We start from the raw sequence: 19,151 nt of genomic DNA on the forward strand, positions 1-19,151 counted from the left end.
ACTCTTCTCAAATACCCTGTGTTGTTTTTTTCCAAATATCGGTTAGGATGAAAAAAACTGTTTAACAATGTGTTGTCTATATTAATAATGTTTTCGTTTAATTCTAAATTAATTGACTTTATATCAACTTGTGTTTCATGTTTATTTACATTATCACCTATATCAATTCTAAATTGATAAGGAATTATACCCTTTGGTAAAACTAGCTCAATAATCTGAAATTCGTTATTACCTTTTATGTATTTTGCGACTCTTTCCTTAGAATTAAAATTGCCGTCTTGAAATTCCCCCAAATAGAATAGTTCTATTTTATCATCTTCTAACATCTTTATATTAAGTGTTACTTTGAAAATATCTTCTTTTTTTGTTTTACGCTTTTCAACACCTACCTCTTCTATTACTTTTTTTTGAGTGCTATTTCCTTTATCTTCTTTACAAGATAGAAACCCAAGAACGATTAGAGCTAAAATAATTCTTTTCATATTATTCGTTTTTAGTTAAAATGATGACCTTAAGATATTATTTAAAGTATCTCTACGGTTTTAAAAGTGTCTTTTATTAGAACTTCTCCCTTATTATTTCTTAATACCATATAAAGGCTGTATCGTCCTAATTCCAGTAATTTACTGTCAATATTTATAAGAAACCCAGAGTCATCGTATAAGTTATTATTTTCATTGAAATATTTGGTAACATCTTTTCTGTTTTTACTTTTTAATTGGTTTGGTTTACTAACGTAAATAAAATTATTATCTCTTACTAATGCTATAAACAATTCATTAAACTTTGAACTTTTACCTTCTATTGCTATCCAGCCATCTAAAACTATTGGGCCTTTTCCTTGGGTTGAAGCGTACTTTGTGTTTTTTGTTCCATTTATTGCATCTAAATTACCAATAATCTTGTCTCCGTTATTTAATGTTTCTCTTTTAATTTTATTATATAAATAATATTCTGGGAGAGATTTATTTGCATTATCAGTCTTAAATTTATAGTTATTATTAATGTATTTAGATAAATAATTACTAACAACAATACCTCCTTTATAACTTAAATGTTGATTATGCCCTACGGGTTCATTTGTAAAATACTGATAAGACAAATCCGGGAAAATGTGATTTAAATCTAAATACTTTATATTGTTTTTTAATGCCAAATCTATCATTGAATTATGTACAGACTTATAATCTATTTTTTTTCTGTATTCTTTAAAATATGGTATTGTTACTAGTAATACTTCTATATTATTATCTTTTGCTAATTCAATAATTTTATTAAAATAAGATCTTTGGTATTTAGAAATTTTAAATTCTTGTTTACCAAAATCTTTAGCTCTATATTCTTCAATCTTGCTTTCACTTAATGGCCAGATTGAGTTTGAGCACCCGAAATAGTATTCAGAATTAGGTTTCATTTTTTTAGCCAAATTCCCTTTAAGTAAATCTAAATCAGCCCAATTAGAATGATTTCTAATTAACGGAAAAATTGTTGGTATTATTTCTTCTCCTTTATATAAATCTCTGTATTCTTCTATTTTTACTAAGCTGAGTTTCTTAGAGTCAAAACTCTGTAGTTTAGCCTTTAATGGTATGTTTTTATCACTTACTGGTTCATTAAAATAATAGATAGTATCACTAGAAATGGCAAACGTTTCAATAACAATTAACTTAGGGGTCTGATATTTTAAAGCTTCTTTAATATTATAATATGTTTGAGGTAGTGTTTGCCCTGAGCTATAAAGCGTATAAACTTTAGATTTGGTTTTAGCGTTTACTATATTTAAATCTAAACCATTTCCTAAGTGAGAGTTTCCAAAAAACAACAAATCAATGGAGTTCTTTTTTTGTTTATAAAATGCACTCCAAGTTAAATCACCAGAGTTTTGAGTGCCAAACATAAATGCACATGTCATAGTTAAAAACCCCATGAGAATTATAAATAACCCGGATTTAAACAATAAATGAATTAAGTTTTTCTTTTTCATTCTTAAAATTGAAAATAAATGAATTCTGATATGTTATTGTCTCCATAAACACCAAAAATCATAATAAACAAGGCTATCAACACATAAACACTCCACCTAAAAAGTAAAGCCTGTTGGTTTAGAATTTTAACAAGGCTCCGTTTACGATGAAATCTTTCAACAACAACTAATCCTATAATTGCAAATATTAATAGTTTAAATTCATTATCCTGCAAACCAATGAGATAGATTTCATCTCCAAATAATGCATCAAAATTATTATTAAAAAAACCAGCTACTATTAATTTTGAATCCGCAAATGAATTTGCTCTAAAAAACACCCATGCAAAACACACAATAACAAAATTAATAAAAACGAAAACTAGTCTGTTAGATATATTTTCTTTATTAATATTTAACTTTCTAAAAACACGCTCTTTATTTTTTGATATTGCCTTCTCTATAACGATTATGATGCCATGTATAGCTCCCCAAATAACAAAAGTCATTGCCGCCCCATGCCATAAACCGCTGACTAAAAACACTAAAAATAAATTGAAATACGTTCTAAATTCACCTTTTCTACTTCCACCTAAAGGTATGTAAACATAATCTCTAAACCATGTAGATAGAGAGATATGCCATCTTCTCCAGAATTCAGTAATAGATTTTGATAAGTATGGACTATCAAAGTTCTTCATTAAATCAAATCCCATCGTTCTGGCTGCACCTATAGCGATATCAGAATATCCTGAAAAATCGCAATATATCTGAAAAGCAAATAATACAGTTGCCATAATGGTTTCTACACCTTCATAATTCGAGGGGTTATTATATACTTCATTTACATATAAAGCCGCTCTATCAGCAATAACCATTTTCTTAAACAACCCAAAAGCCATCAACAAAAGCCCAGACTTTACTAACGCATAATTAAACTTATATGTTTTGAAGAATTGTGGCAACAAATGAGACGCCCTTTCAATTGGACCAGCAACTAACTGTGGAAAAAAAGCGACAAAAGCAGAAAAAGCTATTAAGTCGTCTGTAGGTTTAAAACGCTTTCTGTAAATATCAATCGTATAACTTAGAGTTTGAAATGTGTAAAAACTTATACCAACTGGGAGTATAATATTTAAAGTTGAAACTTCTAACGTTTTTCCAAATAGCTTAAATGATTCTACAAAAGTGTCAATAAAAAAATTAGTGTACTTAAAATAAAATAAAAATCCTAGATTAACAGCTAGGCTAATAAATAATAACTTTTTCCTAGTTATTTTATTTTCAGTGATACTTAATTTTTTCCCAACATAAAAATCTACTAATGTGCTTATGGCAATTAAAAAAAGAAATCGCCAGTCCCACCAACCATAAAAAATATAACTAGATATTAAAACAACAATATTTCTTATTTTTAATTTGCCTGAAACAATCCAATAGATAACAAAAACTATTGGGAAAAATATTGCAAAATCTATTGAGTTAAATAGCATCTAAATTGGTGTTTATATCATTTTTATAACAGAATCTATTGTGAAATAGCATTTGCATATTCGCTAAATAAAATGGTAGTGTTCTTGTTGGGCATATATCTTTTATTTCATAATTCTTCTATATGAGATCGATTTAAGCACACACTATTCTTTTAACTATACGAAACTATTCTTCTTTGAGATTTGCAATTGCCTCTGCTAAACTATCCTTCCAATTTGGGATTGAAACACCACGAATATTAGTGATCTTCTCTTTATTAAGCACACTATACTTTGGGCGCTCTGCTGGAGTTGGATAATCTTTGGTTTTAATTTTATTTAATCTAATATCTTTATCTGTCTTTTTAAAAATTTCATTTGCAAAATCATACCAACTTATAGCTCCCTCATTACTGTAATGATATAAACCATAAGACGTATTTTTAGTTTCTATAAACTTCAGGATAACCTCCGCTAAATCTTTTGCATAGGTTGGGCTTCCTATTTGGTCACTTACAACACTAATCTCATCTCGCTCTCTAGCTAATCTGAGCATGGTTTTTAAAAAATTGTTGCCAAACTCTGAATATAACCACGATGTTCTTAAAATAAAATGATTTTCGAGCGTTTCTGATATTGCGTTCTCTCCTTTTAATTTAGTATCACCATAAACGCCTAATGGATTTGTAATGCTATCCTCCAAATACGGCTGTAGAGTTTTACCGTCAAACACAAAGTCTGTTGAAAGATGAAATAAAGTGACTTTATGTTTACGACAAACTTCAGCTAAGTTTTTAGAACCCAAAACATTAACATCATAAGCCTTTTCTATTTCAGTCTCAGCCTTATCAACAGCTGTGTAAGCAGCGCAATTGATGCAATAATCAAATTGTTCTGAACTGTTAAAAACAGAATTAACCTGTTTGAAGTTAGTAATATCTAGCTGAGAAAACGACTTAAATATAAATTTAAGGTTTGGATGTTTTGGCGCTATACTTTCAATACATTGTGCCAGTTGACCATCTTTTGCAGTAACAAGTACAGTTAACATATTTGAGCATCTTTAAACTTTGGAAGCACCAAATCTTTTTCTGAAATAATAAAATTTTTTTCTGGCAATTCCCAATTAATATTCAAATCCTTATCGTTATAAATTATACCTGCTTCAGATGCTTTGTTATATAAGTTATCGCACTTATAGCTAAAAATAGTCTCATCTTCTAATACAATAAATCCATGTGCAAACCCTCTAGGTACATACAATTGTGCTTTGTTTTCTACATTAAGTTCAATTGAAAAATGGTCTCCAAAAGTTTCTGAACTTTCTCGCATATCAACTACAACATCTAAAACACTGCCCTTAACCACCCTTACTAATTTAGCTTGTGCGTGATTACCTGTCTGGTAATGTAAACCCCTTAAAACGCCTTTAGAAGACTGTGACTCGTTGTCTTGAACAAAATTAACTTTTAAACCCAAGGAATCATTAAATGTTTGTTGATTAAAACTCTCAATAAAGTAGCCTCTTTTATCCTTAAAAATCGTTGGTTGAAGGATAAAGCATCCCTTCAATTTAGTTTCTGTTACTAACATATTATTTTGGTAGTAGACTTAATAGGTGCTTACCATAACCGCTTTTAATTAATGGTTCAATTAATACTCTAAACTGATTTTTATCAATATAGCCCATTCTATATGCTACTTCTTCGATGGCGCCAATTTTTAAGCCTTGTCGTTCTTCTATAACTTGAACAAATTGAGAAGCCTGCATCAAAGATTTAAACGTGCCTGTGTCTAACCAAGCTGTGCCTTTGTCTAACACACTAACTTTTAATTTCCCTTGAGATAAATAAGTCTTATTAACATCTGTGATTTCTAATTCGCCTCTATGACTAGGTTTAATGTTTTTTGCAATCTCGACCACTGAATTATCATAAAAATAAATTCCTGGAACTGCATAATTAGATTTTGGTTTTAAAGGTTTTTCTTCAATTGAAACGGCATTCCCTTCTTTATTAAATTCTACAACACCATAACGTTCTGGATCATGAACATGATATGCATATACAATCCCTCCATCCGGATCATTGTTTTCTTGTAATAAATTTGATAATCCTGTTCCGTAAAAAATATTATCACCAAGAATTAAAGCCACCTTATCATTTCCAATGAAATCTTCACCAATTATAAATGCCTGAGCCAAACCATTTGGTTCTTCTTGTATGGCATATTGGAAATTACATCCAAACTTATTGCCATTACCTAAAAGTTTTTCAAATAAAGGTAAATCTTGTGGTGTAGATATGATTAAAATATCTTTTATGCCAGACCACATTAACGTAGATAAGGGATAATAAATCATAGGCTTGTCATAAATAGGCATTAGTTGCTTACTTACAGCAAGGGTTAAGGGATGTAAGCGCGTTCCCGAACCTCCGGCTAGTATTATTCCTTTCATATTATATGCTAGTTATATTGTTTTTGGTAATATAATTGATACTCACCACTTGTAACACGATTTAACCATTCTGTATTATCTAAATACCAGTCTATAGTATTACTCAATCCTTCTTCAAAAGTCACTGAAGGCTGCCAACCCAATTCATTTTTTATCTTATTAGCATCGATAGCGTACCTCAAATCATGACCTGGTCTGTCTTTAACATAGGCAATCAAACCTATCGAGCTTCCATGCGGATTCCCTAGTTTTTTGTCCATTAACTTACACAACAGTTTTACTAAATCAATATTTTTCCATTCATTAAAACCTCCAATATTATAAGTTTCACTTATTTTTCCTTTATGAAAAACCAAATCAATAGCTTTGGCGTGATCTACTACATAGAGCCAGTCTCGAGTATAGTTACCATCTCCATAAACAGGTAGCTCCTTTCCTTTTAAGATGTTATTAATAAATAATGGAATTAGTTTTTCGGGAAACTGATTTTGCCCATAATTATTTGAACAATTTGTAATAACATAAGGCACTGAATAAGTTTCCCCATAAGCCCTAACAAAATGATCTGAACTTGCTTTAGATGCAGAATATGGTGAATTTGGATCATAAGATGTGGTTTCGGTAAATAAACCTTGTTCTCCTAAAGAGCCATAGACTTCGTCTGTACTAACATGATAAAATAATTTGTTATCAAAATTAGAATGCCAGCAATCCTTAAAGGCGTTTAATAAAATCATAGTTCCAATAACATTTGTTTTAACAAATGCTAATGGGTCAGCTATAGATCTATCCACATGAGACTCTGCTGCCAGATGAATAACGCTATCAAAGCAATGCGTCTTAAATATATTATTTATAAAACTTTCATCTGTTATATCTCCCTTTATAAAAGTATAATTGGATGCGTGTTCAATATCTTTAAGGTTTTCTAAATTTCCTGCATAAGTGAGGCTATCTAGGTTGTATATGTGGTAGTCCTTATATGTATTAACAAATAATCTAACGACATGTGAACCGATAAAACCAGCACCACCAGTAATGAGTATTTTCATCTATTCTGATTTAAGTATTTATTTAAACCTAAAATAATAAAACCAATAAGTGTTAAACTAAAAAAGATGATTGGAAGTGTAAATTTCTTTTTTTCTGTCCATTCAGAAATATCATAGCCTGCATCCGGAAACTTAGCAATTACATTTATAACCTCTTTAGATTTAGCGAGATCAAGGTTTATCTCTCTAATTAGTTTTTCAATCATTCGTTTTTTACTCAGTAAATCAGCTTCATCAACAAATAATTTATTGTCCTGAGCATTGCCCATATAAAAATTTGTTCCTGAACCAGTTCCAGAAACTGTTTCTTTTTCTGATGCTTTTATTCTAATCCTTAAGTACTCTTTTAGTAACGAATCCATCTCTGATTGTTGCTCTAACAAAAACTCTTTTTCACCGCTTAAATTCTGTAAAGTAGTTTTTTTCATTAAAGTCAAATGATCATTATTTGTTAAGATTTTAGTTAGATTATCTCTTAACTTTTGAAAAATAAATTTATCTGATGAAGTTACTGTTATTTCATGCTTAGAAAAGCTAAAAAAGCTCAAAGATTCAATATAATCGGTATATATAAGCTCCTCGCGAGAAACAGAATCTAACTCAGCTTTGAATTCAGAAAAAAGTCTAATTTTTTCGTTTTCATCTATATCTGGTTCAATCTTAAAGTTTTTTAAAGTTCTCGCTTCTTTTACTGTAATCTCTAGTTTTGTTGATAATTCGGTAGAATCATTATCTACACCTGCCAATTGATTCAAGTATTTAAGATTTTCATATACTTGATGTGCTGAATCAAAATTGGTTTCAACCAGCATTTTAGCACCATATATTTTTTCAGAAAAATGATCAATAAAATAACCTAGTACTAAACCTGAAAATATAGCTATTCCATACCATTTAGCGCTTTTAAATATATGGGTTAGAAAAAGGATAATGACAGAATATATTCCTTTAAAAAAAGCGGCAATAGAGTCAAAAAATTTACGAAAGGCACTTTTAATTAAGCTAAGTAGTAAACCTAACTCTACCTCCTCATTTGGATTTTGCTGCGGTAATTTATCGCTCATATATTAAGAATTAAATATTTGTTCTAGTATTTTTTTTGTTATAACATATGTTGGTTTAACACCAGATGTACCTAAGCCTCCAGAAGCTAATGTACTACCTGTTTCTAGTGGGTTATCACTAGCATAATATGCATATCTTACTTTAACGTCTTCATTAATGCTTCCCCTTACTCTAGATGCTGCTTGTATGGCTTTTTGATAATGCGCTCCTTCCATTTCTAAACCTATAACATTCCATGTTGAGTTTTTAAAGAACTTTAAAATCTCTTTATTTTGAAGTGAAGTACCTAAAACAGTTACCATAGTGCCTTCAAAAACATCAACACCGCAATCTAATAAATCGTTTTTACTTAGCTCATTTTTAAATGGATAATTATCCGCTGTACCTTCAAAAATATGTGCCGAAGGAATCATAACGTCTCCCTTGCCTCCTTCTAAAATGCCTGCTTTACCCATGATAGAAATAGACTTTACATCTAAATGCACTTGTTTGCCCTCTACTTTAATCGGTTTTAAAAACTCATCTAAAGTTTCATAAGCTTGCTCTCCAAACGCATAATCCATAACAAATATAACGGCCTTATTTTCCTTGTGCTCTTCTAAGTATTTGAATTCTGACTTAGAAAAATCAATTTTATCTGTATCAAAGATTTGAACATCAATGTTGGTTCCCGAAGTGTCCTTTATATAATGCATTCCGTGTTGCAACGCTGATTTTTCTACTTTATTGCGTAAGGTGCCATTTTTTGAGTCACTAAGAGCTTCGTAAGTGTCAAAAATATCTTTCTTAGCATCTGCCCCTTTGAGCGTTCCTTTAGCAAATAGAGAATTCATTACACTATGCATATTAGCACTAATAATATGTATAGGTCTTTCTAGTAATCCGTTTTTATGCAATACAGATTTAATAGTATCTGCCCAAATCTCTCCGTGAATGTGGTGACCTAAGCGTTCTCTTAAAACTGGACTAAAAGTAATCGTACGCTTGTTATTATTAACAGTTTCTTCTATTGCTAACTTACCTAACCAATACACAATATGTAATAAGCGTTCTGGCTGATTTTCAGTAGCAAATTTTGGATAAGCTTCAGTTAACTCATTAAATGTTCTACCAAGGATGTTTGCAGTATGCGTAATCGCAATCTCTCGTTCTTTTTGCGTTAATTTTTTAGTTGAACTAACGGCACTCTCAAGCTTCTGCCAATCTCTTACTGTTGCTCCTTCTTCATTTATAATAACACGTTTACTGATTTTGTGCGACTCAACAAATAGAAATGTAAGATGCGTTAATATATCATATATCTCAGAACGCCCTCTCGTAATTTCAATATTCATCTGCTCATCATCAATACGATAACAATTTCGTCTTCTCTTTGGTGGAATTATTGGTTTAAAATGAGAATTAGCATAACCCTCATCACTTGTGAGGTTTATAAAGGTACATTCTTCTATACCTTGAGGTAAACGATCTACAACATAAAGTAAACCTTCTAACTCTGCTTTTTCATCACCGATAGAACCATAAATTTCTGGTCTCAATAGAAGTAAAGCCTCACGTAAAGTTTCACCAGAAACTCCCATAGGTTTGTAAAATCCACGATTAAAAAGGTGGCGCATTGTAATATACATGCGTTCTATGGCGCTAGAGCTTTCTTGCGCTCTTGTTCTTTCGTGATTTTTCTTAGTTGTACTCATAGGCTATTTTAACCTGCAAATATAGCGTTATTTCGTTAAATTGAGTTGATACAGTTGGTCAGCAATTTTTCTGTCGTTAGACAATCTAGGAATTTTATTCTGTCCTCCCAATTTTCCAATAGATTTCATATAAGTATGAAAGCCTCCTTTTTTAATTTTTGTGATTTTTATAGATCTTAATACTTTACCCTCAATTAAGTCTAAATAATAGCTGTTTTGTTGTTGTAATGACTGTTCTAGAGCCTCTATCAAAATTCGCTCTTCTTCTGGCTCTTCTTCAAACTCTATAAACCATTCATGGTACGGTAAACCTTCTTTAGGATTTATTTGTGGCGCAACTGTAAACTCATTTACAGAGATAGATGTGTTTTCCGTCGCTTCCCTTAAAGCTTGTTCTACTTCTTTTCCTATAACATGTTCTCCAAATGCCGAAATAAAGTGTTTTATTCTACCACTTACGATTACTCTATAGGGTTTTAATGATGTAAACTCTACAGTATCACCAATATTATATGCCCATAGACCAGCTGTAGTGGAGATAATCATTACATAATTAACACCTAACTCAACATCTGCAATAGTTATGCGCTCAGGATTGCTATCGAAAAAACGGTCTGCTTCAACGAACTCATAAAAAATACCTGAATTTAACTGAAGTAACATCCCTTTTTCATCTTGCTTATCTTGAAATGCAAAAAAACCTTCACTAGCAGGATATAACTCAATACTGTCAACCTTTCTTCCTATTAGCTTTTCAAATTTAGCACGATAAGGTTCATAATTAACACCGCCAAAAATGAACAAATTAAAATTCTTAAAAATATCACCAACCTTCTTATCAGTCTTTTGCATTAGTTTTTCAAAATACATCTGAACCCATGATGGAATTCCAGAAATAATCGTCATATCTTCATTTACTGTTTCTTCAACAACAGCTTCAACTTTAGTTTCCCAATCTTCAATACAATTAGTTTCTAAACTTGGCATTCTGTTTTTTTGAAGATATTTTGGGACATAATGTGCTACAATTCCAGACAATCGACCTAGTTTAATTCCATTTTTTTCTTCTAAAATTGGACTTCCTTGAAGAAAAATCATTTTACCATCTACAAACTTTGAATTCCCTGTTTCGTGGATGTACAGTAAAATCGCATTTCTTGCTGCTTCCACATGTGTTGGCATGCTTTCCTTAGTAATGGGAATGTATTTTGCTCCAGATGTTGTACCAGAAGTCTTTGCAAGGTAAATCGGTTTTCCTTTCCAAAGAATATCTTCTTCACCAGCAACAACACGTTCTACATAAGGCTTTAATTCCTCATAATCTCTTATAGGAACCTTGGTCTTGAATTCTTGGTGAGATTGAATTTTACCGAAGCTATGATCTTTACCAAAAACGGTGTGTGCTGCTTCAGAAATAAGGTTTTTAAACACCTTTTGTTGTGTTTCAACTGGTCTAGATGACCATTTTTTAATGCGCTTTGCAATATATTTTGCAAAAGGTTTGGAAAGTGTGGCTTTAACTGATGGCATTATTGAAAGTCGATAAAATTAGTTGGATTCACTGGGTAGCCCTTACTCCAAAGTTCGAAATGCAAATGTGGCCCTGTGCTTAATTCTCCCGTATTACCAGACATAGCTATAACTTCACCCGCTTTTACTAAATCTCCTTGGGTTTTAGTAATTGCGGAATTGTGCTTATATACGGAAATTAATTCTTGGTTATGCTCTATAATAACTACATAACCTGTTTCTACTGTCCATTCGGCAAATATCACTGTACCATCTGCAGTAGCTTTTACAGGTGTGTTTATTGCAATGACAACATCCACAGCAAAGTGTTTTTCTTCAATATTATACCCTTCTGAAATCGTCCCATTAACTGGTGGAAATAGTACATAATTAGATCTATCTCCAGCAGATTCAAAAAGATTATATTTATCCTCCTTTTCTACCTTTTCTCTAAGTAGTGAATCTTCCTTATTAGTTTTAACCTGCAGAATATCTATATCATTCTGTGTCGCTGCTATTATAGAGTCTCTATTAAAATCTACTGTTGCCACATCACCTGTTAATACTTTTCTTATAGAAGCATAATAACTCTTGTTAAGTTCTAACTCACGAACCAACGAATCTGTTTTGTAGTTCAATATAGTAGCTTCTTTCTTCAACTTCGCGGAAGAATAGCCTGGTATATATTCTCGCAACGGAGTATAAGCAATCAGTAAAATAGTCAAAACAACAAGACAAATTGCAGAAATTGATGTTAGTATAAAGACGTTAAGGCGTGTCAATTTAATCGCAAATCGCTCTTCAAAAGTATCCTCGTTTAAGATAACTAAACGGTACTTATGAAGTAACTTTTTAGCAAACTTCTTTTCTTTTTTTTTCTCTTTTGCCATCAAAACAAAATTAGTTAAAATAGTGAAATACCATAATGATAACCTCCTAAAGTTGATTTAACAACGCCATTATTAAACTATAATTACTAACTTTGTAGTCTAAATTAAAAATTATGAGTTTAAACATTGTCCCGTTAGCAATTGGAGCGCCTCAGGTAATTCTTATTGTGGTAGTTGTTTTGTTACTTTTTGGAGGAAGAAAAATCCCAGAATTAATGAGAGGTTTAGGAAGTGGAATTAAGGAATTTAAAGACGCGAGTAAAGACGAATCAACTGATAGCAAAGAAAAAGAATAAAACCTTTTTGTAACAACATAAAAAAAGCCAACTTTTATAAAGTTGGCTTTTTTGTTATTTTATAATTATAGATTTAATCATGGATTCTAGCTCAAAAACATAATCTCGCTTTTCTAGTGATGGTGCATAAACGTAACCATCTGCAACTAAATAACGATTATTAATTTTATCTTCAATAGCATAGGTTATAAATGGTCCTGCCATTGTAAAGCCATTCATTCTCCATATACCTCTAACCTCATAAGCTGGCTTGTTGTCTATTATTGTATTAAATAAAGCTGGTGCATAATCGCCTTGTACCTCCATAAAAATACCGTCTTCACCAGGTATTTTAGTCTTAGTAATTCCATTTCTCATTTTAACAAAGTCTACAACTGTACTATCTCCTTTAGAAATTGTTTCTAATGGTACTTCGTATATCATCAATTCTATGGTTTTAGAATTACTAAGATTTTTTCTAAGCCAGAAAAAATCATCACTCGGTTTAAATATTTTATATGCAGAAGGTATATTAATAGTAAACCCAAGTTTATTTTCCATTTCTTCATCTGCTAACAATGATAAACCTATTCGTCTTTGCTTCTCTTTAACCTCCTCTTTATTAAAAGCATCAACTATTTTATCTTTATTTTCTTTAAGTTGATCAATAATATCTTGGTTTGTTTTTCCTCCAATAACAGCTACAGTTTGTGGTTTAGCAAAAGCCTCGTTTACAATTTTAGTTGTTGAGGCAATGTTACCTTTTTCAATTTTAAGTACAATTCTACTTCTAGTAGCAAAACCATCAAATACCTGAGGTGGAATTTGACGCATACTAAATAACGGCTCATCAACAGGTAAACCATTTAAAGGAGCTGCAAAAATATCTCTGATACTCTCACCTACACTGCCTTCCCAGAGTTGATTATCAACGACTACAGAAATACTGTTTAAATTTCCATTTGATGCAGGAAGATATATACTATTATCCTCTTTTTTTTCGCCACATGCCAATATCAATACACAAAATAATACAGAATATAAAGCTCTCATAAGTTTAGGTTTTTGTTGGTTTATTTATTTAGACACCACAAGTGTCATTCCTATTTTGAGTTTACTACTACTAATATCGTTCCAATCTTTAATATTTTGAACAGAAACACCAGAAAATTTTTGAGCAATACTCCAAAGTGAATCGCCAGGCTTTACTTTATAGGTTTTTTTACCAGTTGTATTCACTACTTTTTTAACAGATTGTGACGATGAAGATGTGCTTGGGTTTCTTGGGTAAATGGTTAAACGTTGTCCTATTTTTAAGTTGTTGCTTCTAAGACCATTCCAGCGTTTTATTTGACTCACACGTACGCCATATTTTCTTGCAATTTTCCCTAGATAATCACCATTTCTCACGCGATATCTAACCTTGGTATCCGCATTAAATATTTGTGGCAAAGGCTTTTCACGCTTATTAAACTCAGCGTTGGCGAAAGCATATATCTTATCCTCATTAGCAGCGAAAACACCAACAGCTTCCCTTGGTAATCGTAACACATAGGTTTTCCCTTCTACCTTTGGAATAATATCTAATTTATATGATGGATTTAAAAACTGTAATTCCTCAATTTTAACTCCTGTAGTTTCTGCTACCTGATCTAAAGTAATCATTTGCTTTACATGGATAGTGTCAGTTTGAATATTCTGAAATGCTGGTCGTTCTGGTTTAAAACCATGCTCTTCTGCAAATTCAAAAATGTACATCGTTGCTAAAAAAGCTGGAACATAGCCTGCAGTTTCTCTTGGCAAATTCTGACGTATGTTCCAATAGTTTTTATAACCGCCAGAACGTCTAATCGCTTTATTTACGTTTCCTGGCCCAGAGTTGTAAGCGGCTAATGCTAAATCCCAATCACCAAATATTCTATATAAACGCGATAAATATTGTGCTGCTGCAGTTGTAGATCTTATTGGATCACTGCGTTCATCAACATAACTACTTACATCTAATTTATACTCCTTACCTGTAGCAAACATAAATTGCCATAAACCCGTTGCTCCTACTCTAGATCGTGCTCTTGGCTTTAAAGCCGATTCTACAATAGACAAATACTTCATCTCTAATGGAATGTTGTAATTATCAAATTCTTGCTCAAACATCGGGAAATAGAAATGACTTAATCCCATTAAGCGTTCCATAGAAGTTCGTCTGTGTTTAAGATAACCTTTAATAACATTTTCTAAAGACGAATTATATTCTACATTAAAAGGTGTTCTAGCATTTAAGCGTTTTAATCTTGCCTTTAAGGTATCAGTTGTAAGTTGCGGATAGTTTACAGGTTCATATGTAAGTTCTGAAACTGATTTATAAATAGTATCAAAAAGCGAAGTGCTATAAAGTTCATTTAACCACTTTTGATCTAATTCTGCAGCCTCTGGTAAATCATGAAGGCTTTTAATCCCTAAAGAATCAACTTCAGCGGGAATGACTTTTTTTGGAACGATTAGTTTACCATCAATTACCGAGTCATTAACCTTTATTGGCCTAACCTCTGTTTTTATAATGCTGTCAGTTTTCGTTTGAGAAAACCCACAAAACACAGCCATACAAAGTAAAGCAGATAAAATTGTCTTAACTGTCATAAATCTAATTTGATGTTTTGTTTTAAACGCTAATAGTCCTAAAATAGTGTTTTTTAGAGTTTTAGTCCAAAATTGCTGCAATTCCTGGTAAAGTTTTACCCTCTAAACTTTCTAGCATAGCTCCACCACCAGTACTAACATAACTCACTTTGTTTTCAAAACCGAATTGTTTTACTGCGGCAACAGAATCACCTCCACCAACAAGTGAGAAAGCTCCATTTTTAGTTGAGTTTGCAATAGAATCTCCTAAAGTAATTGTTCCTTTTGCGAAGTTTTCCATTTCAAAAACTCCAAGAGGTCCATTCCAAAGAATCGTTTTACATTCATTGGCAACAGTATCAAAATTTGCTAAAGATTTTGGTCCAGCATCTAAACCTTGCCAACCATCAGGAATATGATTTACATCTACAATTTGCGTATTTGCATCATTACTAAAAGCATCAGCAGCAACAACATCTACTGGAATGTGAATTTTCACACCCTTAGCTTCTGCTTGTTTCATTATATCTAAAGCTAATTCCATTTTGTCGTCTTCACAAATAGAATCTCCTATACTTCCCCCTTGTGCTTTAACAAAGGTAAATGTCATTCCGCCTCCAATAATCAAATGGTCAACTTTATCTAAAATATTTTCTATTACTGTAATTTTTGAAGACACCTTTGCTCCTCCAAGCACAGCTAAAACAGGCTTTTCACCATCTTCCATTACCTTTTTAATACTTTCAATTTCTTTAGCTAATAAACTTCCAAAGCATTTATTTTCTGGGAAAAACTCAGCAACAATTGTAGTAGACGCGTGTGCTCTATGCGCTGTTCCAAATGCGTCATTCACATAAATATCACCTAACTTAGATAACTGCTCCGCAAAGGTTTTATCTCCTTTTTTCTCTTCCTCATGAAAACGTAAGTTTTCTAGCAATAAAATTTCTCCCGCTTGTAAAGCATTTGCTTTTTCCTCTGCTTCTTCACCAACACAGTTAGACGCAAATTTCACTTCTACACCTAAAATATCTTCAATTTTATTTATAATGTGTTTTAAAGAAAACTCATCCTGTACACCTTTAGGTCTTCCTAAATGAGACATTAAAACACAACTTCCTCCATCTTCTAATATTTTAATAATTGTCGGTTTTGCAGACATAATTCTTGTAGTATCTGTGACTTCGAAATTATTATTTAATGGCACGTTGAAATCGACACGGATTAGTGCTTTTTTATCTTGAAAGTTGAAATCGTTTAAGGTCTTCATGAGTGTAAAATAGGTGTGAAATTTATTTATTTTGATGAACAAATATAAAGATTAGAAAGGATAAAAAAATTACATAGTTTTGCTTTATGTTATTTTCTGAAGTTTTAGGACAAAAACACATCAAAAACCACCTCACAACTAGTGTTGATGCTGGCAGAATTGCGCATGCACAATTATTTGTTGGACCAGAAGGTTCTGGTACGCTACCTATGGCTTTAGCCTATGCTCAATATATTTTATGCGGCAACTCTAATGGCGAAAATACTGGAGGAAATGACTCTTGTAATCTAAAGTTTAAAACTATTGCGCATCCAGATCTTCATTTTGCATTTCCTGTTACTACCAGTGATAAAGTAAAAAGTAAGCCTGTTTCCAGTTTTTATTTAGAAGAATGGAGACAACTTATAGATCAGCAGCCTTATGGTAATTTATTTGATTGGTATAAACTTTTAGGTGTTGATAATAAACAAGGACAAATTGGTGTGGATGAAGCTTTACAAATTGTAAAATCATTAGCACTTAAATCTTACGAAGGTGGTCATAAAGTAATGCTCATTTGGATGGCTGAAAAAATGAATACAGCTTCTGCAAATAAGCTTTTAAAATTAATCGAAGAGCCACCAGAAAAAACGGTTTTTATTCTTATTGCAGAAGACGAAGAGCAGATTATAAATACAATTAGGTCTCGATGTCAAGTTTTGCATTTCCCTCCCTTAGCAGAAGATGCTATTACAGAGGCTTTAGTAAATAAATACCATATTGAAACTTCTGTTGCCACGAAAATTGCACACCAAGCTAATGGTAATTTTAATAAAGCTTGTGATTTAATATATCAAGATAGTGAAGACATTCAGTTTGAAAAATGGTTTATACTTTGGGTAAGATCTGCTTTTAAGGCAAAAGGCAATAAGAGTGCTATTCACGATTTAATTTCGTGGTCCGAAGAAATCGCTAAGACAGGACGAGAAACGCAAAAGAAGTTTTTAGGTTTTTGCTTAAACTATTTTAGACAAGCGCTACTCATGAATTATAAGGCAAACGACCTAGTTTACTTAGAGCCAAAAACTGAAGATTTTAAACTTGAAAAATTCGCTCCTTTTGTTCATGATTCTAACATTTTAGATATTTCTAATGAGCTACAAGATGCTATTTATCATATAGAACGCAACGGAAACTCTAAGATTATTCTTACAGATTTATCAATTAAACTAACGCGTTTATTACATAAAAAAAGCCAAGCGTAAGCTCGGCTCTAATTTCTTTATTAAAGAAAGATTACTCTTCAGTCTTAACCTCTTCCTTTTTGTCTCCTTTATTTAAAGATGCCAAAATAGTATCCGTAATATCTGTTGCGTCAGCTCCGTATAAAACGCTTCCTGCTTCATTTGCTCCTAAGATAAAGGTATAACCATTAGTTTTACCGTAATCTTTTATAAACGCTTTTACTTCTTTCACTAAAGTATCAATTTGTTTTTGACCTTCTGCCTGAAGTGCTTTTTCTTCATTACCTATTTGGTAATCTTGCATTTGTTTTTTCTGAAGTAATACATTGTACTCTTCTTCTGCCTTTTTCTGATTCATTTTAGCAGCACGTCCCTGAAACAATTGTGCTTCCATTTGAATAGCTTGATTTAAACTATCTGCTTTTTTATTAAAAGCTTCAATCTTTGTTTTAAACTTTGCCTCAAACTCTACTTTCTTGTTAAATTCGTTTACCACTTTTGTATTATCTACAAACGCGATTTTTTGTTGTTGCTGACAAGATGAAAAAGTTACCAAAACAACTAATGCGATAATTATGTTTCTCATGATTATATTCTAATTAAATTTTTGCAAATGTATAAAAGTTAATCTGAGATTTAACCAATTTTTATACTATTAATAAAATCTATGATGATTGAAAGGTGTTATTTTAAAAAACTATGAAGAACAAGTTCAAATAAAGCATTTTAAGCGCCTTTCTTTTTTCTTGTTTATGATTGGGTGTTTTGTTGTCTAACTAAAGAATAACGATTCTCGTATTAAGAATTGCCGCTTTTTAAGATGTAAATATGGGATGAGTACTCATTTGATCTCCTTGCTTTTTGATTTGATCTAAACCCAATCCAGAATGCTTTGAATGGATTCATAAATCCTGATTTATATTTTTCGGAAAGTAAGCTCACATAATACGCATCAAAAATCATTGGAAGCGTTTTTAGCAATTCTAAATTTTCTCTTTTAAATAATTCTGAAATCGATGTTCTAGAAAAATGCCAAAGGTGTCTCGGCACATCATAAGCTGCCCAAAAGTTTTTATAATACTCTGCGTCGTAACTTTTAAAATTAGGAACTGCAATAACTAAAGTTCCATTTGGTTTTAAGAGTGACTTCAATAATGCTGTATGCATTTCTAAATTTGGTAAATGTTCTAATACATGCCAAAGGGTGACGACGTCAAAACTATTTGGTTTTAGTTTTGCTAAATACTCTATTTTGAAAACTGAGTTATTGGTTTTAGAATTTGCAATTTGCCTTGCTTGTTCGTTGGGTTCAATTCCTGTTATATTCCAATTAGACTTTAAAGCTGTTTCTAAAAAGTCACCTGTGCCACATCCTATATCTAATAAGTTTTTTGACTCAGAACGAAGAGAATTAATCAATTTCAATTTTCGCTTTAAGGCAATTTGACGCACAGAATGATAAACATATTCTAATAAATTTCGCTTAGTGTCTGTATGTGAAATGTAATCTTCGCTTTTATAATAATCCGAAAGTTTGTCTACTTCTGGTTCTGGAAATGTTTCTAACATATCCAATTCCAAATTATGCTTTAACCGAAACTCTTCTCCTGAAACGGAATGGTCTTTTACAGTTAGATATGTTGATTTGTTATTCATTTAAATAG

18 protein-coding genes are annotated in these 19,151 nt (G+C 31.8%); 2 read left to right on the top strand and 16 right to left on the bottom strand.

Translation table 11 applies throughout. The features are described 5' to 3' along the window. The 11 genes from QZZ53_RS06235 to QZZ53_RS06285 all read right to left on the bottom strand — a co-directional run. A partial coding sequence (locus QZZ53_RS06235; RefSeq protein WP_296382658.1) for a hypothetical protein occupies nt 1-482 on the bottom strand: 482 nt, incomplete at its 3' end. Between the two features lie 41 nt (nt 483-523). Further along, nucleotides 524-1,984, bottom strand: coding sequence for a DUF1574 family protein (locus QZZ53_RS06240; protein WP_296382660.1), 1,461 nt, complete (start codon nt 1,982-1,984; stop codon nt 524-526). Between the two features lie 2 nt (nt 1,985-1,986). Then, nucleotides 1,987-3,456, bottom strand: a complete 1,470-nt coding sequence (locus tag QZZ53_RS06245) for an MBOAT family O-acyltransferase (protein ID WP_296382662.1) — start codon at nt 3,454-3,456, stop codon at nt 1,987-1,989. Nucleotides 3,457-3,622: 166 nt separating this feature from the next. Further along, the gene (rfbD, locus tag QZZ53_RS06250; protein ID WP_296382663.1) at nt 3,623-4,486 is read right to left on the bottom strand and encodes a dTDP-4-dehydrorhamnose reductase; all 864 of its coding nucleotides are present in this window, start codon (nt 4,484-4,486) and stop codon (nt 3,623-3,625) included. After that, on the bottom strand, nt 4,480-5,028 hold the full coding sequence (gene rfbC / locus QZZ53_RS06255) for a dTDP-4-dehydrorhamnose 3,5-epimerase (RefSeq protein WP_296382665.1): 549 nt from the start codon (nt 5,026-5,028) through the stop codon (nt 4,480-4,482). Before rfbC ends, rfbD begins: the two co-directional genes overlap by 7 nt. 1 nt (nt 5,029) lies before the next feature. After that, nucleotides 5,030-5,893 (bottom strand): glucose-1-phosphate thymidylyltransferase RfbA, encoded by an 864-nt coding sequence (rfbA, locus tag QZZ53_RS06260; protein WP_296382667.1) that lies wholly within the window; start codon nt 5,891-5,893, stop codon nt 5,030-5,032. 8 nt (nt 5,894-5,901) lie between these two features. Beyond that, on the bottom strand, nt 5,902-6,945 hold the full coding sequence (gene rfbB, locus QZZ53_RS06265) for a dTDP-glucose 4,6-dehydratase (RefSeq protein WP_296382669.1): 1,044 nt from the start codon (nt 6,943-6,945) through the stop codon (nt 5,902-5,904). Next, a complete protein-coding gene (locus QZZ53_RS06270) occupies nt 6,942-8,009 on the bottom strand; it encodes a hypothetical protein (protein WP_296382671.1) in 1,068 nt (355 codons plus the stop codon). Before QZZ53_RS06270 ends, rfbB begins: the two co-directional genes overlap by 4 nt. A 3-nt stretch (nt 8,010-8,012) precedes the next feature. Beyond that, nucleotides 8,013-9,704, bottom strand: coding sequence for a hypothetical protein (locus tag QZZ53_RS06275; protein WP_296382673.1), 1,692 nt, complete (start codon nt 9,702-9,704; stop codon nt 8,013-8,015). 27 nt (nt 9,705-9,731) lie between these two features. Further along, nucleotides 9,732-11,234: a GH3 auxin-responsive promoter family protein gene (locus QZZ53_RS06280; protein WP_296382675.1), complete on the bottom strand. Its 1,503-nt coding sequence runs from the start codon at nt 11,232-11,234 to the stop codon at nt 9,732-9,734. Then, nucleotides 11,234-12,103, bottom strand: coding sequence for a M23 family metallopeptidase (locus QZZ53_RS06285; protein ID WP_296382678.1), 870 nt, complete (start codon nt 12,101-12,103; stop codon nt 11,234-11,236). The genes QZZ53_RS06280 and QZZ53_RS06285 overlap by 1 nt, the downstream gene beginning before the upstream one ends. 113 nt (nt 12,104-12,216) lie before the next feature. On the opposite strand from QZZ53_RS06285, the gene tatA reads away from it, so the two are divergent. Continuing rightward, nucleotides 12,217-12,399 carry a twin-arginine translocase TatA/TatE family subunit gene (tatA, locus tag QZZ53_RS06290; RefSeq protein WP_296382680.1) on the top strand — a complete coding sequence of 61 codons (183 nt, stop codon included), beginning with the start codon at nt 12,217-12,219 and terminating at the stop codon, nt 12,397-12,399. Nucleotides 12,400-12,453: 54 nt separating this feature from the next. On the opposite strand, the gene QZZ53_RS06295 is transcribed toward tatA, so the two are convergent. The 3 genes from QZZ53_RS06295 to QZZ53_RS06305 form a co-directional block, all read right to left on the bottom strand. After that, complete coding sequence (locus tag QZZ53_RS06295; RefSeq protein ID WP_296382681.1) at nt 12,454-13,431, bottom strand: DUF4837 family protein; 978 nt, start codon at nt 13,429-13,431, stop codon at nt 12,454-12,456. Between the two features lie 24 nt (nt 13,432-13,455). Continuing rightward, nucleotides 13,456-15,015 (bottom strand): LysM peptidoglycan-binding domain-containing protein, encoded by a 1,560-nt coding sequence (locus tag QZZ53_RS06300; RefSeq protein ID WP_296382683.1) that lies wholly within the window; start codon nt 15,013-15,015, stop codon nt 13,456-13,458. A 61-nt stretch (nt 15,016-15,076) separates the two neighbouring features. Beyond that, complete coding sequence (locus QZZ53_RS06305) at nt 15,077-16,264, bottom strand: phosphoglycerate kinase (RefSeq protein WP_296382685.1); 1,188 nt, start codon at nt 16,262-16,264, stop codon at nt 15,077-15,079. An 86-nt stretch (nt 16,265-16,350) separates the two neighbouring features. On the opposite strand from QZZ53_RS06305, the gene QZZ53_RS06310 reads away from it, so the two are divergent. Next, a complete protein-coding gene (locus QZZ53_RS06310; RefSeq protein WP_296382687.1) occupies nt 16,351-17,508 on the top strand; it encodes a DNA polymerase III subunit delta' in 1,158 nt (385 codons plus the stop codon). A gap of 31 nt (nt 17,509-17,539) precedes the next feature. Here the strand turns inward: QZZ53_RS06310 and QZZ53_RS06315 are convergent, their stop codons facing one another. Next, nucleotides 17,540-18,073, bottom strand: a complete 534-nt coding sequence (locus QZZ53_RS06315) for an OmpH family outer membrane protein (RefSeq protein ID WP_296382688.1) — start codon at nt 18,071-18,073, stop codon at nt 17,540-17,542. Between the two features lie 212 nt (nt 18,074-18,285). Then, the gene (locus QZZ53_RS06320) at nt 18,286-19,143 is read right to left on the bottom strand and encodes a class I SAM-dependent methyltransferase (RefSeq protein WP_296382690.1); all 858 of its coding nucleotides are present in this window, start codon (nt 19,141-19,143) and stop codon (nt 18,286-18,288) included. Nucleotides 19,144-19,151: the final 8 nt, after the last annotated feature.

It is taken from the genome of Winogradskyella sp. (genome assembly GCF_016744625.1).
Taxonomy (GTDB): Bacteria; Bacteroidota; Bacteroidia; order Flavobacteriales; family Flavobacteriaceae; genus Winogradskyella.